The organism is Neobacillus sp. SAB-20_R2A, assembly GCF_049568635.1.
Lineage (GTDB): Bacteria > Bacillota > Bacilli > Bacillales > Cytobacillaceae > Neobacillus > Neobacillus citreus.
On the sequence record NZ_CP145895.1, the window covers coordinates 4,074,138 to 4,094,562 of the forward strand.

20 protein-coding genes, 2 tRNA genes and 2 other annotated features are annotated in these 20,425 nt (G+C 40.3%); of the genes, 7 read left to right on the forward strand and 15 right to left on the reverse strand.

Annotation, left to right across the window (positions count from 1 at the left end):
• Positions 1-11: 11 nt before the first annotated feature.
• From V5M37_RS19750 to trpE, 5 genes are read right to left on the reverse strand one after another with little or no spacing between them, the layout of a single operon-like run.
• Complete coding sequence (locus V5M37_RS19750; protein WP_423798823.1) at positions 12-620, reverse strand: phosphoribosylanthranilate isomerase; 609 nt, start codon at positions 618-620, stop codon at positions 12-14.
• The gene (gene trpC / locus V5M37_RS19755; protein WP_423798824.1) at positions 617-1,408 is read right to left on the reverse strand and encodes an indole-3-glycerol phosphate synthase TrpC; all 792 of its coding nucleotides are present in this window, start codon (positions 1,406-1,408) and stop codon (positions 617-619) included. Before trpC ends, V5M37_RS19750 begins: the two co-directional genes overlap by 4 nt.
• Positions 1,409-2,434 carry an anthranilate phosphoribosyltransferase gene (gene trpD / locus V5M37_RS19760; RefSeq protein ID WP_213145160.1) on the reverse strand — a complete coding sequence of 342 codons (1,026 nt, stop codon included), beginning with the start codon at positions 2,432-2,434 and terminating at the stop codon, positions 1,409-1,411.
• Positions 2,406-3,017, reverse strand: coding sequence for an anthranilate synthase component II (locus V5M37_RS19765; protein ID WP_423798825.1), 612 nt, complete (start codon positions 3,015-3,017; stop codon positions 2,406-2,408). Before V5M37_RS19765 ends, trpD begins: the two co-directional genes overlap by 29 nt.
• A complete protein-coding gene (gene trpE / locus V5M37_RS19770) occupies positions 3,014-4,405 on the reverse strand; it encodes an anthranilate synthase component I (protein ID WP_423798826.1) in 1,392 nt (463 codons plus the stop codon). Before trpE ends, V5M37_RS19765 begins: the two co-directional genes overlap by 4 nt.
• 59 nt (positions 4,406-4,464) lie before the next feature.
• Positions 4,465-4,712: a binding site (T-box leader), on the reverse strand.
• Between the two features lie 36 nt (positions 4,713-4,748).
• Positions 4,749-5,002: a binding site (T-box leader), on the reverse strand.
• A 189-nt stretch (positions 5,003-5,191) separates the two neighbouring features.
• Here trpE and V5M37_RS19775 point away from each other — a divergent pair.
• A complete protein-coding gene (locus tag V5M37_RS19775; RefSeq protein ID WP_423798827.1) occupies positions 5,192-6,469 on the forward strand; it encodes an MFS transporter in 1,278 nt (425 codons plus the stop codon).
• A 29-nt stretch (positions 6,470-6,498) separates the two neighbouring features.
• Here V5M37_RS19775 and V5M37_RS19780 read toward each other — a convergent pair whose 3' ends face one another.
• Genes V5M37_RS19780 through V5M37_RS19790 form a run of 3 tightly spaced genes read right to left on the reverse strand, consistent with a single transcriptional unit; the run spans position 6,499 to position 10,036 of the window.
• Positions 6,499-8,361, reverse strand: a complete 1,863-nt coding sequence (locus V5M37_RS19780; protein ID WP_423798828.1) for a PTS fructose transporter subunit IIABC — start codon at positions 8,359-8,361, stop codon at positions 6,499-6,501.
• A 14-nt stretch (positions 8,362-8,375) separates the two neighbouring features.
• Positions 8,376-9,290, reverse strand: coding sequence for a 1-phosphofructokinase (pfkB, locus tag V5M37_RS19785; RefSeq protein WP_423798829.1), 915 nt, complete (start codon positions 9,288-9,290; stop codon positions 8,376-8,378).
• Positions 9,287-10,036 (reverse strand): DeoR/GlpR family DNA-binding transcription regulator, encoded by a 750-nt coding sequence (locus tag V5M37_RS19790; RefSeq protein WP_213145154.1) that lies wholly within the window; start codon positions 10,034-10,036, stop codon positions 9,287-9,289. Before V5M37_RS19790 ends, pfkB begins: the two co-directional genes overlap by 4 nt.
• Positions 10,037-10,248: 212 nt before the next feature.
• Here V5M37_RS19790 and V5M37_RS19795 point away from each other — a divergent pair.
• The 3 genes from V5M37_RS19795 (at position 10,249) to V5M37_RS19805 (ending at position 10,806) form a co-directional block, all read left to right on the forward strand.
• A tRNA-Gly gene (locus V5M37_RS19795) sits at positions 10,249-10,322 on the forward strand.
• A gap of 8 nt (positions 10,323-10,330) precedes the next feature.
• A tRNA-Ser gene (locus V5M37_RS19800) sits at positions 10,331-10,422 on the forward strand.
• A gap of 99 nt (positions 10,423-10,521) precedes the next feature.
• Positions 10,522-10,806 carry a DUF6509 family protein gene (locus tag V5M37_RS19805; RefSeq protein ID WP_423798830.1) on the forward strand — a complete coding sequence of 95 codons (285 nt, stop codon included), beginning with the start codon at positions 10,522-10,524 and terminating at the stop codon, positions 10,804-10,806.
• Between the two features lie 28 nt (positions 10,807-10,834).
• On the opposite strand, the gene V5M37_RS19810 is transcribed toward V5M37_RS19805, so the two are convergent.
• Positions 10,835-11,671, reverse strand: a complete 837-nt coding sequence (locus tag V5M37_RS19810; protein WP_423798831.1) for a Ku protein — start codon at positions 11,669-11,671, stop codon at positions 10,835-10,837.
• A 189-nt stretch (positions 11,672-11,860) separates the two neighbouring features.
• Here V5M37_RS19810 and V5M37_RS19815 point away from each other — a divergent pair, with 189 nt between their 5' ends.
• On the forward strand, positions 11,861-13,705 hold the full coding sequence (locus tag V5M37_RS19815) for a DNA ligase D (protein WP_423798832.1): 1,845 nt from the start codon (positions 11,861-11,863) through the stop codon (positions 13,703-13,705).
• Positions 13,706-13,714: 9 nt separating this feature from the next.
• Here the strand turns inward: V5M37_RS19815 and dapF are convergent, their stop codons facing one another.
• The 4 genes from dapF to V5M37_RS19835 all read right to left on the reverse strand — a co-directional run bounded on the left by dapF (position 13,715) and on the right by V5M37_RS19835 (position 16,994).
• Entirely contained in the window at positions 13,715-14,698 is a 984-nt protein-coding gene (dapF, locus tag V5M37_RS19820; RefSeq protein WP_423798833.1) for a diaminopimelate epimerase, read from the reverse strand.
• 78 nt (positions 14,699-14,776) lie between these two features.
• Positions 14,777-15,568 (reverse strand): hypothetical protein, encoded by a 792-nt coding sequence (locus V5M37_RS19825; protein ID WP_423798834.1) that lies wholly within the window; start codon positions 15,566-15,568, stop codon positions 14,777-14,779.
• Positions 15,569-15,689: 121 nt separating this feature from the next.
• Positions 15,690-16,544, reverse strand: coding sequence for a patatin-like phospholipase family protein (locus V5M37_RS19830; protein WP_423798835.1), 855 nt, complete (start codon positions 16,542-16,544; stop codon positions 15,690-15,692).
• Positions 16,545-16,670: 126 nt separating this feature from the next.
• Positions 16,671-16,994 carry a DUF4870 domain-containing protein gene (locus V5M37_RS19835; RefSeq protein WP_249366902.1) on the reverse strand — a complete coding sequence of 108 codons (324 nt, stop codon included), beginning with the start codon at positions 16,992-16,994 and terminating at the stop codon, positions 16,671-16,673.
• 169 nt (positions 16,995-17,163) lie between these two features.
• Between V5M37_RS19835 and V5M37_RS19840 the strand changes: the two genes are divergently transcribed.
• Positions 17,164-18,291 carry an amidohydrolase gene (locus V5M37_RS19840; RefSeq protein ID WP_423798836.1) on the forward strand — a complete coding sequence of 376 codons (1,128 nt, stop codon included), beginning with the start codon at positions 17,164-17,166 and terminating at the stop codon, positions 18,289-18,291.
• A gap of 306 nt (positions 18,292-18,597) precedes the next feature.
• On the forward strand, positions 18,598-19,155 hold the full coding sequence (locus V5M37_RS19845) for a GNAT family N-acetyltransferase (RefSeq protein ID WP_423798837.1): 558 nt from the start codon (positions 18,598-18,600) through the stop codon (positions 19,153-19,155).
• Between the two features lie 70 nt (positions 19,156-19,225).
• Here V5M37_RS19845 and V5M37_RS19850 read toward each other — a convergent pair whose 3' ends face one another.
• Both V5M37_RS19850 and V5M37_RS19855 read right to left on the reverse strand, forming a co-directional pair.
• Positions 19,226-19,384, reverse strand: a complete 159-nt coding sequence (locus V5M37_RS19850) for a hypothetical protein (RefSeq protein WP_213120507.1) — start codon at positions 19,382-19,384, stop codon at positions 19,226-19,228.
• Positions 19,385-19,496: 112 nt separating this feature from the next.
• The gene (locus tag V5M37_RS19855; RefSeq protein WP_423798838.1) at positions 19,497-20,270 is read right to left on the reverse strand and encodes an SDR family oxidoreductase; all 774 of its coding nucleotides are present in this window, start codon (positions 20,268-20,270) and stop codon (positions 19,497-19,499) included.
• Between the last annotated feature and the right edge of the window lie 155 nt (positions 20,271-20,425).

Here is a 20,425-nt window from a genome sequence, read left to right on the forward strand (position 1 = left end):
ATAATATCCTCCTAGCGTTCGCTTTTTGCTTTTTCTAAAAATACTTTTATTTTCTCCAAATCTTTTACCCCATCGGTTTCTACCCCGGAACTCACATCGACCATATACGGTTGAATGGTGTTGATGGCTGCCTCTACATTTTCCTGATGCAGTCCTCCGGCCAGGATGACCTTTTTCCCCTTAAGGAGTCCGGTATTCACCTCACTCCATGTGAATGCTGTCCCATTTCCCCCGTGGTATTTCCCTTTGGGGCCATCAAGAAGAATATACTCAGCAGGAAAATCCCTAAGTTCCGCTAATTTCTCATTTCCTTCAAAACTGGCAGCCTTGATCACCGGGAGCGAAAGGGATTCACTAAAGTTTTCCGATTCCTCTCCGTGCAGTTGAATATGAGTCAGGCCGGCAATTGCAGCAATCCGTTCAATTTCAGCTTGTGATTCATTGACAAAAACACCGACCTTAAAAACTTCCTTAGGCAATTCGGAAATGATTTCTTGTGCCTTCTCAGCGGTTAATCTCCGCTTGCTTTTTGCAAACACGAAGCCAAGTGCATCAGCACCATACTCCACTGCCGCAAGTCCAGTTTCCACATCCATAATCCCGCAGATTTTTACTTTCATGGCCGTGCACCTTCTATTAGCGGCAATTGAAAATCTGAAAAGGTTCGCTTGAGGTTTGCGCTTTTCATAAAGGCTTCCCCGACAAGAATGCCATTTGCTCCAGCATTCCGAACCCGGTTAACATCCTCCTGGCTATGAAGTCCACTTTCACTTATTAAGAAAGCACCTGATTGTTTCACCGCCGCTGCTAATTTTTCAGTAACTTCAAGTGATACTTGGAAGGTTTTTAAGTCACGGTTATTCACGCCAATCAGCTTTGCCCCAGTCTTTAAGGCCGGTTCCAATTCAGCCTGATTGTGAACCTCCACCAAAACCTCTAGACCTAAATTTGTAGCATATTGATATAATTCGGTTAATTTTTTTTCATCAAGCGCAGCGACAATCAATAGGATGATATCAGCCCCATGTGCGCAGGCGTTATGGATTTGCAGCGGATCGATAATAAAGTCTTTGCAAAGGATCGGCAGCTGCACTGTTTCCCTTACCGCTATTAAATCTTTAAAAGACCCTTTAAAGAAAGTTTGGTCAGTTAAAACGGAGATGGCGCTGGCACCGGATTGTTCGTAAATGGAAGCCTGTACAGCCGGTTCCACACCATTATTAATCATTCCTTTCGAAGGTGAAGCCCGCTTGAATTCAGCAATAATGGATATTTGCTGTGACTTTTGAAGCTTATCAAGCAACGATCTTTTTTCACGATCTATTGCCGGATAAAAATCACTCTGATTCTGCAGGAGAGCAAGTTCCTGTTTCTTTTGTTCAATAATTCGGTCTAATATCGTTGTCACCTATATCGCCTCTCTTTGCATTGCTCGTGATTTTTCAATTAATACTTCTAATTTGTGATGGGCCGCTCCAGAATCAATGACTTCTGCGGCTAGTTTTATACCCTCTTTAATGGTGTCTGCCTTTCCGGCTGTTAAAATACCAAGGCCAGCATTTAGGAGTACGGTATCTCGATAAGGACCCTTTGTACCTCTTAGTACATTCCGTAAGATTTCTCCGTTTTCCATCGCATCGCCGCCTTTTATGAAGCTATTATCATAGGTTGGCAAACCAACATCTTCAGGATAGAAGGATTGGCTTGTGATGACTCCATCTTCTAAAATAGTCAAATGGTTTTCTCCCTGCAGGGATGCCTCATCCATAAAGCCGGCGCCATTTAGGACGATCGCCCGCTTGCGTCCAAGCTGATTTAACACCTCTGCAAAAACTGGCAAAAGATCTCGGCGATACACGCCTAGAAGTTGATAGTCCAATTCGATTGGATTTGTCAAAGGCCCGATAAAGTTAAAAATTGTCGGGATTTTCAACTGTCTCCTAACGGTCGTCACCTTTTTCAATTTTGGATGCACATGTGGGGCAAATAAAAAGGCAATCCCGATTTCGCTTAGGATCTCTTCCGTACTTTCTGCTGGTAAATTAAGATTGACGCCTAAGTATTCCAGAACGTCAGCGCTTCCTGTCTTACTGGAAACACTTCGATTTCCATGTTTAGCAACTGGTATTCCAGCCGCAGCGAGGACAAAAGCAGAAGTAGTACTTACATTAAAGCTTGAAGAACCGTCACCGCCAGTTCCGCAATTATCCAAAGCATTCGGAAACTTCTTTTTAAATGACAATGTCTTTCCTTTTAATGCTTTTACAATGCCAACGATTTCATCAACTGTTTCACCCTTGGATTTAAGTCCCATTAAAAAAGCGGCAATTTCCGATTCCGATACCTCTTCACCTAATATAAAATCAACTGCTTCCTTCATCTCGTTTTCAGAGAATGACCGTTGTTCAGCTAACTGTAGTAAATATTCCTTCATTTGTATCCATCCTTCCTATTTCAAGTAAGAAATTTTTAAGCATTTGTTTTCCTAATGGAGTCCCAATAGATTCTGGATGAAACTGGAGCCCGTAAACTGGGTAATCCTCGTGTTTTATCGCCATAACCTCGTTATCATCCATGGAATGAGCAATACACTCAAGTTCTGGCGGCATCGTATCTTTTTCAATTTTTAATGAATGGTAACGCATCACTTCCAATGGTGAGGATAAATAATTGAAAATGCCGCTGCCATTGTGATTGATGAACGAAGTTTTGCCATGTTTAATTTGTTTTGCTCTATTAATTTCACTTCCGAATGCTGCTCCTATTGCCTGGTGCCCAAGACAAATTCCTAAAATAGGAATTTTATTATAGAAGTTGTTAATGATCTCGATACAGATACCGGCGTCCTCCGGTTTACCAGGCCCTGGTGAGAGGATAATTGCTTTTGGATTCAAAGCCTTGATTTCCTCTAGACTAATCTGGTTATTTCGATAAACTGCGGCTTCTTCCCCTAATTCTCCCAAATACTGATAAAGGTTGAAGGTAAATGAGTCAAAATTATCAATGAGTAATATCATCCCGGGGTTCCCTCCAAAAATGCTTTTAATTTATTTAAGGTTTCTTCATATTCTGATTCAGGATCGGAATCATGGACAATGCCGGCCCCAGCTTGAATAAATGCCTTTCCGTCTTTTAATATCATCGTCCGAATCGCAAGGGCAAAATCCATGTTTCCATTCACTGAAAAGTAACCAATCGCTCCCGAATAGAGACCTCGTTTTGATTTTTCAAGTGTGTTAATGATTTCCATCGCCCTAACCTTTGGTGCTCCTGATACCGTCCCGGCCGGGAGGCAGGCAGCAAGCGCGTCAAGCGCGGTTTTATCGGACATGAGGGTTCCGCTGATTTCGGAAACGATGTGCATAACATGGCGGAACTTTTCAATGGCCATGTACCGGTCAACCTGAACGGAACCAAATTCGCAAACCTTTCCCAAGTCATTTCTGCCAAGATCGACGAGCATCTTATGTTCAGCCAATTCTTTTTCATCAGCCAATAATTCCTTTTGAATGGCTTCATCTTCAGCTGCGGTTTTTCCTCGCCTTTTTGTTCCGGCTATCGGATTGGCTATGACTGATTTACCTCTCGTTTTAATTAAGCTCTCAGGCGATGAACCAATCACGGTATAGCCATCAAAGTCGATGTAGAACATATAGGGCGTCGGGTTGTTAGCCCGGTGTTTACGATAAAGCGATAATGGAGAGCCATCAAAGGCTGCTTTCATCCTCCTCGATAGGACAACCTGGAAAATGTCACCTTCTAAAATATGCTCTTTAGCAATTTCAACATTTTTGATAAAGGCTTCCTTGGAAATTTCCGATTCAAATCCTGATAAGCTAAAACTATTCTCCTCATCATTAACATTAGGTGTTTTTAATTCCTGAAGCCTTTTGTCGATTCTCATTTCAATACTTGCACCGTCTGAATCATCCTGAAGTGGAATACCGACGATAAATACCCTCTCCTCAAGATGATCAAAGACAATCACTTCCTCATACACCATTAGGTGGACATCCGGCATATTCAAACTGTTCGGGTATTCCTCACCAATCACTTCATACTGTCTGATGATATCGTAGCCGACATAGCCAATCGCCCCGCCGATAAACGGAAATGGCAGCTCATCAAGTTTTATCGAAGGCAGAAGATTATCGATAACGTCTAATGGATTTCCGCTTATTTCCTGCGTTTGTCCATTTCTTTTAATCAAGCGATTTTCCTTTCCTATGGAAACAAGCTCAATGGCTGGGTCTGCGCCAATAAAGGAATAGCGGCCGGAATCATTGTATTTATGGGAACTTTCCAGTAAAAATTTCTTCTTTCCGCTGATTTTTTGCAAAATGGAAATGGGCGTTAGAGTATCACCGCTTATTTCTTTCATAAAAATAGCCATTTTAATGTTCATCGTTCAGACTCCCTTCAGAAAATAAAAAAGTCCCCTATATCCATAACACGGTTATGAATATAGAGGACGAATCTCGGATCGTGGTGCCACCTCATTTTGAAGCAATTAGTTTGCTTCCTCGTTTCAGATACAGAGCAAATAACTCGATATCCTATCCTTTTAACGGTGGAACTCCGTACATCCCTACTCTAGTTCAAGATGTCTCTCGCAAGTCCATTCGGCAAATCCTTTCTTATCGGGCTCACACCATTCCCCGACTCTCTGGAAAGAAACAAATATGCTTACTCCTCTTGCTCATCGATTTCATTATTTTTTTGACAATAAAAAAGGGCCTCCCGTCCATAAAAAGGACGGGAGACCCGTGGTGCCACCTTCATTAGCTAACTAATTAGCTCACTTTACCGATATCAAAGAAAAATGCTTTAATATCTGTCTCATGTAACGATGAGATTTCGCCAAAGCCTACTGGTCCCATTTATGGAAGGTTCGGTTTGGAGGCTCCGAAGTCCATTCACTTAAACGTCATCACTGATTTTCACCAACCATCAGCTCTCTTTTGAATCCGTAAAAGCTACTACTCTTCATCACTGCCGCAAGTTCATTTTGTTGTTTTTTATGTTATTACAATAACCAGTATATTGTCAAGGAATTAATTTTAGAATTATCGAATTTTTCACAAAAGCAATCTAATATCCCTTACCATTAAAAGGATTACTGCCTTAAGTTTTTTTAAATCAAAATAGTGAATATTAACAGTACAAAGAAAAAAGGCGGGATAGAGGATAAATGGAACACATTGAACAATTGTGGAATAATCCACGGACCGCTAAAAAGAAGCAATCAAAGGCTGGCCAAAATCGATCAAGTGAGATATCTAACAAGAAGTGGGCAATTCTATCCATATCTTCCATTCCATTGGTCATGACTTTAGGAAATTCCATGTTAATTCCGGTATTACCGGCATTGGAGAAGGAATTATCCATTTCTTCCTTTCAGTCGAGTTTAATTATAACTGTTTATTCAATCGTAGCCATTATCTTAATACCAGTTGCCGGCTACTTATCTGATCACATCGGCAGGAAAAAAGTTATTATCCCAAGTTTAATTATCGCCGCGCTCGGGGGATTGCTTTCGGGATGGGCTTCTTGGAAATTGGACGCTTATTGGCTGGTTTTAGCCGGCCGTGCGCTTCAGGGGGTTGGTGCAGCTGGGGCATTTCCGATTGTCCTGCCGCTAGTCGGTGATATGTTTAAAAATGAGGATGATGTGAGCACCTGCTTAGGAATCATCGAAACCTCCAATACATTTGGCAAGGTTCTAAGTCCGATTTTCGGAGCAATTTTAGCTGGGTTTATCTGGTTTTTGCCGTTTTTCTCGATCCCTGTATTTTGTCTTATTTCAGTACTTATGATGGTATTTCTTGTTAAATCACCACAAAAAAAGCAAAAAACAATCCCATTTAGGGATTTCTTTATGAATGTTAAAAAGACTTTTGCTGAAAGCGGTCGTTGGCTATATGCCATCTTTTTTATTGGCGGTATTCTTATGCTTGTTCTGTTTGGCATCTTATTTTACCTATCAGAAGTGTTTGAAAAAGAATATGGCATTAAAGATCTTAAGAAAGGGTTCTTTTTGGCATTACCTCTTGGAGCACTTTGCTTATCCTCCTTTATCGGCGGAAAGGTGATTAAAAAAAATAAAGTGTTAATGAAGTGGTTAACATTTGGCGGAATTCTTGCTGCAGGGCTTTCTATTGCGGCCTTATGGATTTCCATTAAGCTTTGGTTTATGATTTGCATGTTTCTGATTGCGGGGATTGGCATTGGTCTAGGACTCCCCTCTCTTGATGCGCTTATTACAGAAGGAGTCGAAAAGAAAGAGCGGGGTACCATTACCTCACTTTACAGTTCCATGAGGTTTATTGGCGTTGCTGCCGGACCTCCGATTATCGCTTTATTGATGAAGTTTCCGAACCACTGGATTTTTATTTTAATGAGCAGTTTAAGCGTCTTGGCAGCCATTGTGGCTCTTTTCGCCATTAAACCGCCTCCGGAAAAAAGTTAAAAGCCGGCCAAAGATGCCGGCTTTTGCTATTATTTTACTGGTTTTTTCAAGAATCCGATTAATAACGCTGAAACAACCGCGCCAGCAAGAATTGCCAGGGCGTACATAAGAGCTCCGTTTTCTACTAATGGTACGACGAAGATTCCGCCATGAGGTGCCCTTAAGCCAATATGAAATGCCATGGATAGAGCACCGGCTACCGCAGAACCTGCCATAACAGATGGTATCACCCGGAATGGGTCTGCTGCCGCAAATGGAATCGCACCTTCTGTAATAAACGATAATCCCATTACATAGCAAGCCTTACCCGCATCTCGTTCCTCAGTCGTAAACTTATTCTTAAAGACGCTCGTGGCAATAGCAATTCCTAATGGCGGCACCATGCCTGCCGCCATAACCGCTGCCATTGGTTCGTAAACGCCACTCGCCAGCAAGCCTGTACCGAATACATAGGCCGCTTTATTAATAGGGCCGCCCATATCAAACGACATCATTAAACCTAATACAATCCCTAAAAGTACAGCGTTTCCAGTCCCTAGACCGGTAAGCCAATGAGTAATCTCTGTATTTAACCATGCTACCGGTTTGTTAACAACATAATGCATAATAAATCCAGTAATGGCGATCCCTAAAAGTGGATAAATTAAGATTGCTTTAATTCCTTCCAGCGACTTTGGAAGTCCGGCAAATACTTTCTTTAAAAGCAGAACAATATAACCAGCCAAGAATCCGGCAATTAACCCGCCTAGGAAACCTGCGCCGCCGTTTGCCGCCATCATACCGCCAACCATACCGGCTGCAAAACCAGGGCGGTCTGCAATGCTGAGGGCAATAAATCCAGCTAGAACGGGTACAATCAGTTTAAATGCGTTGTCGCCGCCAATGGTCATTAATGCCGCAGCAATCGGATTATAGGATGGATCGTCCGGCTTAAAGGAGTTATAGCCAAACATAAAGCAGATTGCAATTAGGATTCCGCCACCAACAACAAATGGAAGCATGTTTGACACACCGTTCATTAAGTGCTTGTAAAATCCCGTTTTTGAACCTTTTTGCTCTGATTTTTGAGTACCTTCAGTGCCGCTGCCATTGTAGACTGGAGCGTCCTTTTTTAAAGCCCGTTCAATTAATTGCTCCGGGCGCCGGATGCCATCAGCGACCGCCGTCTGTATGACATGTTTTCCTTTAAACCGTTCCATTTCGACATTGATATCGGCAGCTACAATAACTGCTGTTGCATTTTCAATTTCCTCTTTAGTCAAAACATTTTTGGCTCCGCCAGAACCGTTGGTTTCAACCTTGATATTGACACCCAATTCAGCAGCCTTGGCCTTTAAGGAATCTGCCGCCATATAAGTATGGGCGATACCGGTTGGGCATCCAGTCACTGCTACAATTGAATTCTTTTTCGGCTCAGATACTGCCTCCGCTTTCTCCTCTTTATCAAAACGGTTGATGATACCTATTATTTCATCCGCAGATGCTGCCTTTAATAACTCATACCGTACTTCAGCTTTCATTAACAATCCGGACAGACGTGCCAAGGCTTCCAAATGAGTGTTATTAGCCCCTTCTGGTGCAGCAATCATGAAAAATAAATGGGCAGGCTTTCCGTCCAACGATTCATAGTCAACACCGGTAACGGATTTACCAAAGGCAATAGCCGCTTCTTTAACTGCCGCCGTTTTTGCGTGTGGAATCGCAATTCCGTCGCCGATTCCTGTCGTACTTTGGCCTTCTCTTTTTAAAATGGCGGATTTAAAATCATTTTGGTTTGTTATTTTTCCCGCCTTCAGCAGTACATCGACAAGTTGATCAATTGCTTCTTCTTTTTGTTTACCATCAATATTTAAAAGGATTGTATCTATTGTAAGCAATTCAGTAATTTTCATTTTGGTTGTCTCCTCTACCTGATTTCCTTAATCTGAACTTGTGGAATAAGCTCAGCCACTTGATCCTTAGTACAAAGTCCTAACGAGAAAGCGGTGGCACTTCCTGAGGCAACACTATATCGGAATGCTTCGATTAAATCTCCTGTTCTTTCGTAAGCGGCCAAAAACCCTGCCACCATAGAATCCCCGGCCCCAACCGAGTTTTTAACCTTACCTTTTGGAACATTAGCGAGCAGCGTACTATCCTTATTAATGAATACCGCTCCTTGATCAGCCAGTGAAACAATGACATTTTCAGCTCCCATCGAGACAAGCTTTTTCCCAAACGGGATGACTTCCTCAGGGCTTGATATTACGGTATCAAACAGTTCTCCTAGCTCATGATGGTTTGGTTTAATTAAAAACGGCTTAAATTTTAGGACATTTTTCAATAAGTCCCTTTCCGCATCAACAACAAATTGCGCTCCAGTTTCTTTACTGATTTTAACTAGCTCTTCATAAGTAGTTTTTGGCAATGAGCCTGGTATACTTCCCGCCAAGACTAATAAATCGTTCGCATTTAGTTGGCAGATTTTATCCTTCAGCAAGCCGAAAGCAGTCTCTGATATATCAGGTCCTTTTGCATTAATTTCTGTTTCCTGGCCTGTTTTAAGCTTTATATTAATCCTAGAGTCCTCTACGACCTTCACAAAATCTGTTTCTATATTTTCTTTTTCAAGAAATTGCTCAATATATGCTCCAGTAAAGCCTCCGATAAAACCAAGCGCTTTACTGTTCGTTTCCATTTGCTTTAAAACTCTTGAAACATTAATTCCCTTTCCTCCGGGAAATTTTGCTTCGCTCTCAGTTCGATGTAATTCTCCCAACTGAAAGCTATCAAGTTTTACAATATAGTCAACCGAAGGGTTTAACGTTAATGTGTAAATCATGCTGTCACGACCTTTATTGTGGTTCTATTTAAATATTGATGTCCAATTTCTTCTTCTAGTTCGTTTGTAATAATCGAGGCTTCATGAATATCGGCAATCTTGGCAAATGATATTTCCGAAAACTTAGTACTGTCTGCCAGTACAAAAGCCTCCCTTGATAAGAAAACCGCTTTTTGCTTTACCATTGCTTCTTCTTGGTCTGGGGTGGTAAAGCCGAATTGAGGATGAATGCCATTTACACCCATAAAGCATTTGTCAAAACGGTAAAACTCAAGGCTTTCCAGGGCCCCACGGCCAATTAATGCATTTGTTTTTTGTTTTGCAAACCCGCCAATTAAGAAAGTAGAAATACCTTTATTTAATAACCCCGGTAAATGCATAAAACCATTTGTTACCACGACAATATCGTTTGGCAGGCTATCAATCATTTCAAAAATAGTTGACCCTGCATCTAAATAAATGCAATCCCCTTCTTCCACTAAACCAGCCGCATATTTTGCAATCAACTGTTTTTCATGAAGGTTTTTGGAGGATTTCTCTATCATGCTAGGCTCCTGGAGTTTTCCCTGCAGCCTTGATGCACCACCATGGATTCTTTTTAAAAACTTTTGTTCCTCAAGTTGAGACAAGTCCCTGCGGATTGTTGATTCGGAGGAACACGTTAGCTCCATGATTTCCTGGATTTTAATAATACCCTTTTCCTTTAATAATTGTAGAATAAGCCGATGACGTTCAGGAGTTAACAAGTCATCACCACCTATTTTTTATTGTTATGTTTATATAATACTGTAACCGATTGCAAAAATCAATCGTTTTCAATCAAAAACATCCAAATTTTTGACTGATTTTGAGTAAAAAATAAAAAACCCTTCCAAAACCATTCATGTTTTTGCATTCATTAAATTTTTTTCTACCACTCTTATTAGTATTATGCTATAATGATCTTGTCTTTAATTATGCGGGTGTGGTTTAATGGTAGAATTTCAGCTTCCCAAGCTGACGGCGGGGGTTCGATTCCCCTCACCCGCTCCAAATGAGTTGGAGGAGTACCCAAGTGGTTATAAGGGGGCGCACTCGAAATGCGTTAGGACGGGCAACCGTTGCGTGAGTTCGAATCTCACCTTCTCCGCCATACATAGGACTAAAAACGCCAGAGATTTCTGGCGTTTTCTTATTGAAACAAAATATGTCATAATAATAAAGTCAATAATTTATGCAAAGGATGATATAGTTGAATATTACGGGTCATACATTAGAAAAATTGGAAGATCCATTTGGTTTATTATCGGGGGACCGTTACGAGATTTTTCTTGACCTTGATATAGATGAAGAGGATGAACTTTTTTCTGATAAAGGGGTTGGATTAAGGGTCCTTTTTGTAGCGGATGAGAGTGAAACAAAAATCTCCAATTATCACTTCTTTGAAAAAGGGAGCGACAAAGTATTTGATTTTGCCCTTGAAGAAGATGAGGAACAAATGGTTTATGACTATTGTCAGAATATAATCAAAGAATAAAGCAGGGGTATCCCCTGCTATTCTTATTTTAAGCTTCTTTTTTAACTTTTGTTGCGGTCTTCTTTCTAGGAGCAGCCGTTGCAGCTTTTTTCGGCTTTGTACGATCAATAGAGGCCTGAAGGGCCGCCATTAAATCCGTCACATTAGTCGCAACTTCCTTCGTTGCGGCGGTTACTGTGTCTTTTCCTTGTCGTTTTGATTCGATTAATTCCAGCAAGGCAGTTCGATATTCATCTGTGTATTTTTCCGGCTCAAATGCGGATGTTAATTGGTCAATAAGCAAAATAGCTGTATCCAATTCCTTTTTCGTTACCTTATCTTCTGAAGGCACATTCGGAACATCCGCAGCCTTACGAACTTCATCTGGAAAATGAATGGTTTCCATGACTAAGGTGTTCTCATAGACGCGAATAACCGCAAGCTGTTCCTTCGATCTTATCACAATTTTAGCTATCCCTACCTTTTGGGATTCCTCTAATGCCTTTCGCAAAAGTGAATAGGCCTTACCTCCTCCCTCATTTGGTGACATATAATAACTTCTCTCAAAGTAAATTGGGTCAATTTCTTCAATTTTGACAAAGTCAATAATTTCAACAGCCTTTTCTTCATTTTCCTTCCGCAGTTTTTCTAAATCTTCCTCATCAAGAACAACAAATTTTCCTTTCGTATATTCATAAGCCCTTACAATCTCTTCTGGTTTAACCTCTTCTTCACAAACAGTACAAACTTTTTCATATTTAATCGGGGCGTGACATTTCTTATGCAGTGTACGCAACTTGATATCCTTATCTTCAGTTGCCGTATGAAGCTTGATGGGAATGTTAACAAGCCCGAAACTGATACTGCCTTTCCACATTGTATGCATAAACGTTTCTCCAATCTTTTTGTTATTAGTTTTTGATCTCTTTGAGCTAACATTCCTAAAAACAAATGGAAATGGATGAAAGGCTTGTTTCTCAGCCAATATAATAAATGAAAACTCGCCGATTGGCGAGTCCGTTAGGACGGTTCATGAGGCGTAGTTGAATTTATGCGTTAAGAAAGGGCATTTTCCATGAAACCGATGCTCCCCACACTGACTTTTGATCAGCCTGTTCAGAAAGACTGGCTCTTCGAAGTAAAATATGATGGATTTCGAGCCATACTGGATTGGGATTCAAATGGGATTGAATTGACAAGCCGAAATGGGAAATCCCTATTACCACAATTTCCGGAAATAGAGGATTTTTTATTACAGCATGAAAATGAATTTAAACCATTTCTACCGCTTCGACTCGATAGTGAACTTGTTTCCCTTGAAAATCCCTATAAAGCTAATTTTTCAGCCATTCAAATACGCGGCCGCTTAAAAGCAGTGAAAAAAATAGGTGAGCAAGCCAAAAATTCCCCCTGCCGCTTGATGATTTTTGATTTATTAGTCCAAAATGGGAAGCCGATGTATGGCCTTGAATTTTTAAAAAGAAAAGAAGAACTGAACAGATTATTTAAAAAAACAGGACTGGAATTAAATGCTGACCCATATAATAAGCAGCTTCTGCAGCCTGTTATGGCCTATGAGGATTTTAATGAAATATGGGAAAAAGTGGTGCTATACGACGGTGAAGGGATCGTAGCTAAACAGGCCTCAAGTATTTGGGAGGAAGGAAAGCGGTCTTTACATTGGCTAAAGTATAAGAATTGGAAATATGTCAGCTGCTTTGTCACCTCCTATGATAAAACAAATGGCTATTTTTATGTGGGGGTCTATAAGGATGACTCCATTTACGGGGTAGGACAAGTTTTATTCGGCTTTAAACCGGATGAAAAACAGGCCCTTGGGCAAATCTTAAAACAAAATATGGTCAAAGAGGATAACCAATTTATTTTTGTAGAGCCTGCCATCTGCCTGGAAGTGAAATATTTGGAGCTTTATGAAAACCAGCTTCGCGAGCCTCATTTTGACCATTTCAGATTTGATTTGGTACCTGAAGACTGCACCTATGATAAATTTATTTTTCAGCAAAAAAATCTGCCTGAAGACCTTGAAATCACTCATCCTGATAAGCCGCTGTGGGACAAGTTCAATATCAGGAAAGCTGATTATATTTTGTATTTAAGGGAAATTTCCCCGTATATGCTGCCATTTTTAAAAAGTCGCTTACTTACCGTCATTCGCTTTCCGCACGGGATGTTTGGGGAAGCATTTTATCAAAAGAATTGTCCAGATTATGCTCCGGATTTTGTCCATACCCATACAGCTGATGACATTGATTATATTCTCTGCAATAACTTAAAAACCTTGATATGGCTTGGAAACCAGCTTGCCATTGAGTTTCATGTGCCATTTCAAACTACCATAAGCAAGGGGCCAAGTGAAATTGTGTTTGACTTAGATCCTCCATCACAGGATGAATTTCATTTGGCAATAAAGGCCTCTTTATTAATAAAAGAGGTTCTTGATCAGTTAAACTTGATCGGGTTTATCAAAACCTCTGGTAATAAGGGACTGCAAATTTATCTTCCATTGCCAGAAGATGAATTCAGCTATGATGACACAAGATTGTTTACGAGCTTCATCGCTGAATATTTGATTTCAAAAGATCCCGATTCCTTTACGATCGAAAGAATGAAAAAGAAACGAGGAAACAGGTTATATGTGGATTATGTCCAGCATGGGGAAGGAAAAACGATTGTTGCGCCATATTCGATGCGAGGGAACGAGCATGGCGGGGTTGCTACACCGCTTTTTTGGGAGGAAGTAGACGAAAAGCTTAACCCCAGGATGTTTACATTGGACTATGCTTTAGAACGAATTAAGAAGTTTGGGGACCCATTTAAAAACTATTTCCAAACGAAATCAATTCAGCCCTTCGCGCCTGTACTGGAAGTATTAAAACAAAATTCACGAAAAAAAGGATAAGGGGATTCCTTATCCTTTTAGCGTTGTACTTAAATATTCCTGCACCTCTCCTTGCAGCTTTTCGTAGGTTTGCTGCTCCGAGAGCTCCTCTTTGCGTGAAACTGTGAAGGTTTCGCCGCTTAGGTCAACACTTATAGCGGCATTATATAGATATGTGGCATTGCCGATTAGATCAATCCGGTATTTGCCATCCTGCTGATGAACAATGCAGTGAACTTTTCCGCCATTGTTATAAACCTGAATACTTGTTTCAAGTTCATTTAACCCCTGCAGGCAGGTTACTAAGGAAGAAGCAGACATCGCCGTTCCGCAGGCATTTGTAAAGCCAACTCCGCGCTCAAATGTCCGCACATAAATGGCGCCAGATTCTAGCGGCTTTACAAAACTCACATTCACCCCATCAGGGAATAATTCATTTGGTCCGTTGACTTTTTCACTTAACTCTTTTTGAAGGTTACCTTCAAGCTCTCCAGCAGTAACAATCGCCACTAAATGAGGATTTGGAACCGCCAGGGCTGTAAACATTAAATCATCCGAAAGCTCTTCAATTTTTTCATTCAGAAGCGTTGGCTGATCTAAATTCAGCGGCAAAGCACTTAATTCAAATAATACTGGTGAAATTTCTACCTGATAGGTGGGGACACCGTCATAAATTTCCGGTTTCCGGCTTACTTTGAGATTCGCCTTCATGGTTTCGATTACGGCTTCATCCAGCCCTTTTAGCTCGCAGACATAGCGGGCAACCAAGCGAAGCCCGTTTCCGCACATCGAAGCCTCAGAGCCGTCTGCATTAAAAACCCGCATTCTGCCATCCGAGTTTTCACTATTTATCACATACAAAATTCCATCGGCACCGAGCACGCCTTCCCGATTGCAAAGCAGCTTAGCAAGTTCAGCCCTTTCACTTTCGGAAAAAGAATAGCCATTCGTTATTTCATCAATGATTAGAAAATCGTTACCAGAGCCATGTCCCTTAATTAATGTTATGTCCACAAAAAAACCCCCGTCTAGCTGTTTGGTAAATTTATTATATATCATACCAAACAATAAGAACGAGGGGAAACAAGTTGATTATCTTTCAATAAAGTATTCATTTATTAAAAATGACAGCCTTAACAGCTTGTCCTCCTCTGATAAGCTATCTGTGAATGTGAGTACCGGGGTATTGGGATTCGGAAACAGGCCGCTCCATTCCATCGGCATCCAGCCTCTTCTAAGCCTCCCCACCATTCTTTCTCCCTTGTTTAAAACCTGCTCATCCATATACAACGCGGAGCCCTCCACGGCGCCAATATATTTACCATTGGCATCCAGTAATTCTTTCTTGTATTTGTTCCAGGAAATTTTCCTTTTCTCCATGCACCCCAAGTAATTCCAATTCCTATCAAACACTTCGATATTAAGAATTTTGCTTTCGTTTACCTTATAAAAACCAATCATCTCATCATTTGAGTTCCAGAGAGTAAAGGTTTTGTTGCGGTTATAGTTGAAATAACCTCTGCCAGACTTTTTCACTATCGAGGCCGCTAAATGTCCGTTTGGAAAAAAAAGCTGTAATCTGGGAGAAAAGGTTTGGACATGAAGAAGTAACAAGTGGCGGGCCTCAAAAAAAGACCGGGCAGGTTTTTCTTCTTTAATCAAGATCAAATTTCGGTGAATCGACTGCGATTGCTTCATTCTAAAAAGATAGAGTTGAAACGCAAAGAAACTATAGAGGATAAACGGAATGGTTAAAAACATAATTTCATTTGTTTTAAAAAAGGAAAAATTCCCTGAAACAATCAGCATGGCCGGCAGTATAGCAGCAATGCTGCCGTTTAAACTAAGATTGGCGGAAGCCCGGTAATGTTGGTCTATTCTCATTAAGAAAACTCCTTATCATTTCCTTTCTATATTAATCTATTTTTGCTTCCGCTAAAAAATGATAGAAGTTTTTCTATCAATCAAAAAATAGAAAAAGAAGAGTCAAAGTTGACCTCTTCTTTTACTCGTTTATATATTTTATGATAGAGTCTTTTAATGCTTTTGCATCCTCATAGCCTTGATTATAAAGTATTTCTAGTTTACGCGGATTACGTTCAATTCTTCCTACTTGAAGCGGTACTGTAGGGCGGATGACAAAGCTGCTCCCATTTTTCTCTTCTTCATACAAGTAATTGAGCGTATCATTATATTGTTGATAACGATTCCGAAGTGCTGTTAACAAACCACTATATTCAGGGTACCTTCTGTCAGCCAAAAAATGAAATTTAGATGGTTTTTTTTGATAACCGACATTACGGGTTAAGATGACAATATTTTTTTCATAGCCATCCTGTTTTGCCTTTTTGATCGGAATGGGGTCGCTGATTCCACCATCGAGCAGAATTTTTTCCTTAAAACGGATTTCAGGTGCAATAAACGGCAATGAACTGGAGGCCCTTAAAACAGTCAGAAGATCTTTCCCATAATCCTTTTTACTATAATAAACGGGTTCACCAGTCATGCAATCAGTCGTCCCGATGACAAATTCTGAAGGATTTTGATAAAACCTGTCAAAGTCGTAAGGAATATGTTTGTTGGGAATTTCATCAAAAATAAAATCCATCCCAAAAATTTGCCGATTCTTAAAATAGTTTTTCCACGAAATATATCGCGGGTCAGAAGCATATTCAATCGTGACGGTTTTATTTCTGCCTTTTTGTTTCGATAAATAGGAGGCTGCATTGCATGCCCCTGCAGATACGCCAATAACATAGGGGAAGAACATTTCCTGCTCTAAAAAGTACTCAAGGACACCCGCAGTATAAACACCGCGCATCCCTCCGCCTTCCAAAACCAAACCGACTCGATGATTCATGCAGATCCGTCCCTTCTTTGCCAATTAAACAATAGAAATTATAGATTATCTCTGCCCATTTGCAAAATGAAAAGACTTTTTTAGCTATAAAAAAAAGACTGTCAAAGACAGCCTGTCATCCCTCACTTATTTTATTAACCGGAAAATCCATGGGAAACGGTATTCCTTTCCTTCGTATGCTTTCACCGCAGCAATAATATTAAATACTGCGGCCGCGATACCGACTACCCAAATTAGGAACAGCCCGACGAGTAGAACAATAAGGATACTGCTAATGACAAAGTAAACAATATAAGAAATTGTGAAATTAAAATATTCCTTCCCATGATAATCAATAAATGCTGATTCTTCCTTCTTTAACAGCCAAATAATCAGCGGTCCAATTACAGGCACAAAGAAATTCAACACATACATGACAGCAGCCATTGTTCTTTCCTCATTACTAACCAAATGCGCTCCCCCCTAACAAATACTCCTATATACTATTACGCAAAGCATATTTAAATGTGTCATTAGTACCAAAAAACACCGAAAAAATAATGAAAAAGCCTTTAATAACCACTTTTCCCTTGTTAAAATGGATAAAATACTATAAACCCATTTAGAAAGGTTTTTATTTATGAAAAAATTACTTTTAAAAAACGCGGCCATTTACCCGGTTACATCTGCACCGATCCGCTGCGGTGATGTATTAATTGAAAATGGAAAAATAATAAAAGTAGAAGAAAACATCACCTATGACGCAGACATCCAAATAATCGATTGCGAAGGGCACTGCCTCTTTCCTGGATTTATCGACGTTCACACCCATTTGGGTTTGTATGACGAAGGTACAGGCTGGGCCGGCAACGATGCCAACGAAACGCATGAGCCGATGACGCCGCACATCAGGGCCATTGATGGGGTTCATCCACTAGATCCTGCTTTTACAGATGCGGTAAAAAGTGGCATCACGACAGTCCATATTATGCCGGGAAGTGCCAATGTAATTGGCGGTACCACCGCCATCATCAAAACTACTGGAAAAAATATCAAAAAAATGATTGTCGAGGAGACGGCAGGACTAAAGATTGCCCTAGGGGAAAACCCGAAGCGAATTCACAGTCATGGAAACAGTAATTCCATAACAAGAATGGGAATTATGGGGATGCTTAGAGAAGCTTTCTATCAAGCCATTAACACAGAGAATCCTGATGATTTTCGGATTAAACCCCTCGTTATGGCACTGAAAAGAGAAATACCTGTAAGAATCCATGCCCATCGTGCAGATGATATTATTACTGCATTACGGCTCGCTGAAGAGTTTAATCTTGATTTGCGAATTGAACACTGTACGGAAGGGCATTTAATAGCGAATGAGCTTTCTGGTCTTGGTTTACAGGTATCGGTTGGCCCGACTTTAACGCGAAGATCGAAAATCGAACTAAAAAACAAAACATGGAAAACCTATCAGGAGCTTACCAAGCATGGTATTGATGTTTCGATTACGACTGACCATCCATATGTACCCATTCAATATTTAAATATTTGCGCAAGTCTTGCCATCAGGGAAGGCTTGCCGGAACAGAAGGCGCTTGAAGGCATCACAATCCTGCCGGCCAAAAATCTGAAAATCGATCACAAAGTAGGAAGTATTGAAGCAGGAAAAGAAGCGGATTTGGTCCTTTGGAGCCAGCACCCATTTCATTATTTGGCGAAACCATTATGGACAATGATTGGCGGCGAGTTCATCTATCAGGATTCGTAGAATATTGTTGAAAAATGGCAAAAAATTTCACCAAAAATCCTACAAATAACTATTTATTTTTTAAAACTTTTCTTGTATGATTTTCTAGGTGAAACTGATTTTATTAGCGTAATTCCATTGGGGGTTTACAATCATAATCTGCTTTACACAAACAAAATAGGGAAGGCAAATGGTGCGCCACCAGTTTTGACTGGTTCTAGTGGGTTCGATTCCCACCCCGAAATTTTTTTTCAACTTAAAAAAATTTCGAGGGTGGGCCGCTTCTTTTGACATGGGATCGGTATGCCCTAATATGGAGGGATAATCATGTTAAAAAAACGCGATGTACATGACAGCCACGAATTATACGATCTAATTACGCATCCAGATGTCTTCCCTTTTGTGCGCCAAAAAGCCGCTTCCTATGAGGAATTTTTATTTATGACAAAACAAACCATTGAAGCAGAAGAGCGCGGGGAGATCATATCCCGTACGATCCTTGATGAATGGGGATCACCAATCGGGACCATCAGCTTATTTGATGTTGAGGGCAACGCCGGATTTCTGGGAACATGGCTCGGAAAACCATATCATGGTAAAGGCTACAATAGTTTAGCTAAAGACGCATTTTTTCAAGAGTTATTTTATGAATTAGGCATCGAAACAGTTTTTATGAGAATCCGTAAAGTTAATATTCGCTCCATAAAAGCGGCGGAAAAACTCCCCTATGTTATGAAAGCAAATGAATCTAGAAAAGCGTTGTATGAACAATTAAATGCAAATGGTGACATTTTTGATTTATATGAAATTCCTAAAGACCTTTATACCTTAAATTTGCTGCGAAACGGCTCAAATTCAGGAGAATCCCAGCGTCTCGAAGCATAAAGCTGATTGCAAAAGAAAAGGCAGTCGTGGTTAATAAAACCCCGATTGCCTTTTTTAGTAAGATAACAAATTATTCCGTTACGTTTTGTTCCATTGATTCATTTATATCACTAAGACCCATATGGAGCAAAAATTCTTCTAGTTCCTCATTTGTCAGCGTTTCAAAGCGGCCATCATGAAAAAACACTTGGGTTTGATTAGGATTAATTCGATTGAGGTTAAAACTCATATTCTTTGCTCCTTTCGTCGATGATTACTTACTATTATTAACAAAAGGAGCTGCTATCATACTTGACTATCAAATAGTTCAAAAAATTATAAATCATTTCTCAGTGTCTATATTAACTTTTAAAAACCTTTCCTAAAACATCACAACCCCCGGTAACAGGAATAATGCTACCCGTAATAAAATCAGAATTTTCCTCTACGATAAAACCGATCACACGAGCGATATCTTCGCCAGTTCCCTGTCTTTCGAATGCTGCTGCACTGATTTTCGCCTCTGTGGCTTCGATAATATTCTTTTCTTTCCATTCATTTGTGATATCCCCTGGACAGACCATATTTGCTGTAATGCCGTATTCTCTTTCCTCTAACGCAATGGTCCGGGTTAAGGAGGCTAGGCCAGTTTTTGCAGATGCAAAGGCAGAACGGTAAATCCAGCCAGGAGCAGTTTCTGCCCTGTCAAAGCCTAATGTAATAATTCTTCCCCATTTTTGTTTTCGCATTAAAGGGATAATCTCTTTCGATAAATAAAAAAAAGAACTTAAATTTCCTTGAAGGATATAATTCCATTCGTCAACGGTGTATTCCGCAAGCTTTTTTCGCTCATGTACATAAGGCCCTGCATTATGTATAAACACGTCGATGGTCCCATATGCTGATACGGCTTCCTTTACAATGCGGTGACAATCCCCTTCATTGGCGACATCACCTTGAATGGCAAGGTTTTTTGTTCCAAATCGCCTGTCTAATTGCTTTGCTAAAGAATTTGCTTCCGCTTCACTATTACGATAGTTGATTATAAGCTGATACCCTTTATCTGCAAGGTGGAAGGCTGTTGCCTTTCCTATTCCAGATACCCCTCCTGTAATCAAAGCTGTTCGTTTTCCCACAAACAATTACCTCTCTAAATATATTTTCACCTTATACTATATGTTAAAAAGAATCCTCTATTTATGCAAATATTTACTTTGCACTGGACAATATCCTTGGATGGTAATCCCAAGATTTAATAACCTATGGGCATTCATCTGCATACTATACCGTA